This window comes from Streptomyces sp. W16, assembly GCF_033194735.1.
Taxonomy (GTDB): Bacteria; Actinomycetota; Actinomycetes; order Streptomycetales; family Streptomycetaceae; genus Streptomyces.
The window spans coordinates 1-2,200 of the sequence record NZ_JAWOAI010000927.1 but is presented as its reverse complement, the minus strand read 5'-3'; the positions used below and the strand labels follow the sequence as shown (position 1 = coordinate 2,200).

Annotated in this window: 4 protein-coding genes; 2 read left to right on the top strand and 2 right to left on the bottom strand. The window is 67.1% G+C overall.

What is annotated here, in order from left to right; translation table 11 throughout:
* The first annotated feature begins 536 nt into the window (after positions 1-536).
* Positions 537-1,220 carry a DUF6230 family protein gene (locus tag R6V09_RS51525; protein ID WP_317888309.1) on the top strand — a complete coding sequence of 228 codons (684 nt, stop codon included), beginning with the start codon at positions 537-539 and terminating at the stop codon, positions 1,218-1,220.
* Entirely contained in the window at positions 1,220-1,675 is a 456-nt protein-coding gene (locus R6V09_RS51520; RefSeq protein WP_317888308.1) for a DUF6114 domain-containing protein, read from the top strand. Before R6V09_RS51525 ends, R6V09_RS51520 begins: the two co-directional genes overlap by 1 nt.
* 58 nt (positions 1,676-1,733) lie before the next feature.
* On the opposite strand, the gene tatA is transcribed toward R6V09_RS51520, so the two are convergent.
* Together tatA and R6V09_RS51510 are read right to left on the bottom strand one after the other, a co-directional pair.
* On the bottom strand, positions 1,734-1,988 hold the full coding sequence (gene tatA / locus R6V09_RS51515; protein ID WP_317888307.1) for a Sec-independent protein translocase subunit TatA: 255 nt from the start codon (positions 1,986-1,988) through the stop codon (positions 1,734-1,736).
* Between the two features lie 31 nt (positions 1,989-2,019).
* Positions 2,020-2,200: hypothetical protein (locus tag R6V09_RS51510; RefSeq protein ID WP_317888306.1), on the bottom strand; the 181-nt coding region annotated here is incomplete at its 5' end.

Here is a 2,200-nt window from a genome sequence, read left to right as displayed (position 1 = left end):
GCCGGGGACCGACCGGAGGCCCACGGGGGTTGAAGGCTTCCGGCCGGGCCGGGCGGTGGGGCGGACGGCACGGACCAGGGGGGAAGCGGCCGTGCCGACCGCGGGGGTGCGGACTCTGGGGCGGTGAAGTGCCCCTGCTGGAAAGGGAAGTCCGGGAACGCGGCTCCTGCCACGTGCCGGATCCGGCGCCACGGATCCGGCAAACAAGGGAGAGTTGTAGACCTGAGTGTCCGTCAACGTCAAGACATGCAAGTCAAGTTGGTGCGTTGATCGGTGTGCGGTCACAGGCTCCGCGAGATCACGGACAGGCCTTGCGGCACAGGTGGCACATCATCAACACTCTTTTTCCACAACTCCCTTGACCCTCGAATGTAACCCCCGGTAACTTCCTCGACGGCTACTGCTGCGTAACCTGAAAGCCCTTGCACCCGCCGGGAGTTGTGAGGATGGCCGCGCCGCACTCGCTGTCCGCGCCAGGACAACGCGCCACATTGGATACCGACTCGCGTTGACTAGAGCAGCACATGGGAGCAGACATGGCTTCACCCTCGGACGCCAACTCGTCCGCAGGCAACACCCCCGAGAACCCGGAAAGCGGTTCCGCACCTGAGACCGCCGAGGTTCCCGAAAGACGCGGTCAGGTCCGCCTGCGCCGCGCCGCGGTGATGGCGGTGCCGGCCACCCTCGCCTTCGCGGCCCTCGGGATACTCACCGCCCAGGGCGCCCTGGGGGTGCAGTTCTCCATCTCGGGCATGCCGTTCACGGTCACCGCCAAGTCGCTCGACGGCACCGGCTTCGAGCAGTTCGGCGGCCTCGACAACATGATCCCGAACAGCCCGAACGAGGGCGACACGGGCGGCCAGGTGCTCGTCATGACCTCCGCCATCAAGAACGCCACGCTCGACAGCCTGTGCCAGAGCGTCGACCTGGGCGGGATCAACCTGCTGATCAAGGCGGGCAGCGGCTCGACGAAGGTGACGGCGACCGATCTGACGACCGACTCGACCGAGCTGTCGGGTGACGCGTCCTTCGGCAACATCGAGATCGGCAACGACGCCAGCACGCTCACCAAGGCGGGTGTCCATGGCAACAAGGGCGTCTTCAGCCAGCAGTCCGACACCGTGCACATCGACAACCTGCGGCAGACCAACTACGCCACCACGGCGGGTGTGTTCAAGCTGCCGGGCCTCAAGCTCAGCTTCAGCGACTCGGGTTGCTGATGTCCGACAACCTGTCACGGCAGGGGACGCGGCCCGCCTTCCGGAGTTGGCGGGCCCGTCGTCCGTTCTGGGGCGGGCTGCTGCTCGCCCTGGGCGGGGCGGAGATCCTCCTCACGGAGAAGGTGTCGCTGAAGGTCGCGATGCACTTCGGGATGCAGGGCGTCACCGGCTACCTGCTCCCCGTGCTGATGCTGCTCTGCGGACTGCTGATCCTCTTCAGCCCGAGCCAGCGGCTGTTCTACTCGATCGTCGGGATCCTCTGCACCCTGGGCAGCTGGCTCACCTCGAACCTCGGCGGCTTCTTCGTCGGGCTGCTGCTGGGCATCGCGGGCAGCTGCATGACGTTCGGCTGGCTGCCGGACCAGGAGCCGCGGTCGGAGCGCAGGCGTCGTAAGCGCGAGGCGAAGACGGCCACGAAAACGGCCACAAAAACGGAACTCCAGCAACAGGCCTGACCCGAACAGCGTCATACCCCGGCGACCGCAACCGCCGGGGCCAGGGCCTGTCCGGCCGTCAGTTCGCGGGCGGCTCGGTGGAATTGGAGGTGGCCGCCGGGGACTCGGTCGAGGTGTGCACGGTGGTCGGTTCCGCGGGGACCGACTCCGCCACGTTGCTCTCCTCCTTCATCGCCTTCGCCTCGCTCTTGAGGATGCGCATGGACTTGCCCAGTCCGCGCGCGGCCTCGGGGAGCTTCTTCGAGCCGAACAGCAGGATGACCATGATCGCCACGACCAGCAGGTGCCATGGTTCCAGTCCGTTGCGGAGCATGATCCCGCCCTTTCGTCCCTGACAACAGTTGCTATGTTGCGCAACTGTACAACCCACGAGTGGATCGCAGACCCCTCAGGGCCAGGGCGTACAGACCGAGCACGGCCGCGAGAAGCAGGTAGTAGGGAAGCGCGAGGCCCGTCATGCCGAGCGCCGCGCCGAGCGGGCTCGGCGGCAGCAGCAGTCCCACGGCGGCCAGTACGGCCGCGGCC